This is a genomic window from Arthrobacter sp. Hiyo1 (assembly GCF_001263615.2).
Classification (GTDB): Bacteria; Actinomycetota; Actinomycetes; order Actinomycetales; family Micrococcaceae; genus Arthrobacter.
In genome coordinates, this window is sequence record NZ_DF952469.1 from 313,627 (window position 1) to 314,939 (window position 1,313).

The following is a 1,313-nucleotide window of genomic DNA, read 5'->3' on the forward strand; positions in this document are numbered from 1 at the left end:
CGGACAAGGTCCATCAAACGCACGCTGGTTCCCCGAAGCTCACCCGAAAGCATCCAGGCGTCGTTGCGGCAGACCAGGTGGCCCAACGACTTGGCGTGTTCGATGAGTTCCAGCAGGAACATCGGGTTTCCACCCGAGTACCTGCAAAGGACGGCGCTGGTGCCCTGGACGACGGGCGCATCCAAGGCCTGGGCGCAAAGTTGGTTGACTTCCTGCTCGTTGAGCGGCTGCAAGTCGAATCGGTCCACGAGTCCCTCGGACCACATCGAGAAGACCTCTGCGGGCGGCGCCGGATACGGACGGCAAAGGAACACGACCTTGGCGGCTTCCGCGGCTGCCAACTGGGCCAGGACAGCCACACTGCTGTCATCGATGTGATGTGCGTCCTCCACGATCAGGACCGCCGGTGCCGGATGTGGCTGGCCTGCCGGGTTCAACGCCGCGACCACGGCCCTCAGGACCGACAATGGCTCGTTGATCTGGCTCGGGGTCAAGGCCGTCAAAAGGGGCGCCAAGGCAGCGAACGGTACCGAGGCCAGGGTTGGACCGGCAAAGACCCTGAAGGGGCGGACACGTTGCCCTAATTCATAGACCACTTCGTTAATCAGTGCCGTCTTGCCGATGCCCGCGTCACCGAAAAGCAGGACTCCGGGCCCATTGGCGTCGAGAAGGCAGTCGACGACGGCGGCCATCACGTTGAATCGTCCGACAAGCGCATCGGCCGCAACCACTTCAGTCATTTCGCACCACCTTCGACGTTGCCAAGCGCGAAGCTCAGCTCAGAGCGTTCAACGATTTTCAGCTTGCCGAAGATCTGGTAGAGATGCCCTTCCACCGTGCGAACTGAAACATGGAGCTTCGCGGCGATACCCTTGTTGCTCTCCCGGTTCGCCGCCAGCTTGGCGATCTCCATCTCGCGAGCGGTCAGCTTCAATCCCTCTTGGTTTCCGCTTTGCGGGGTGCGCAGGCGCTGCCGGCACGTTTCCGCGAGCTGCCGCGCCTTCCTGAGAGCCGTCTTGTCCAACTGAACCTGGTCCAGCTGCAACACCGTCTCCGCGATATCGAAGGCGAACCTGTCGTTCTGCATGTCTTCGGCCAACCGTGCAGCCTCAAGAAGAAGCTCTGCGCTTCCGGACATCGTCGCCCGTGCGTACGCAACGCACAGTTCCGCGAATCGTCCCTGGCAGCGGAGTGCCGAGTCCAACAGCCGTGGAGCGGCTGCCACCGCGCCAAGCCGAACGGCTGAACTGAGGCAAAAGATCTCGTGACCGGGGGCGCCCTCGTCCCGGTCGGCGTCGGCCAAGCGGAGGAGC

Annotated in this window: 2 protein-coding genes; both read right to left on the reverse strand. The window is 62.9% G+C overall.

Translation table 11 applies throughout. The features are described 5' to 3' along the window. The coding region (locus AHiyo1_RS05980) for an AAA family ATPase (RefSeq protein ID WP_340639290.1) at window positions 1–740 on the reverse strand (740 nt) is incomplete at its 3' end. Then, window positions 737–1,099 (reverse strand): response regulator transcription factor, encoded by a 363-nt coding sequence (locus AHiyo1_RS05985; RefSeq protein WP_172465508.1) that lies wholly within the window; start codon window positions 1,097–1,099, stop codon window positions 737–739. The genes AHiyo1_RS05985 and AHiyo1_RS05980, both read right to left, overlap by 4 nt. Between the last annotated feature and the right edge of the window lie 214 nt (window positions 1,100–1,313).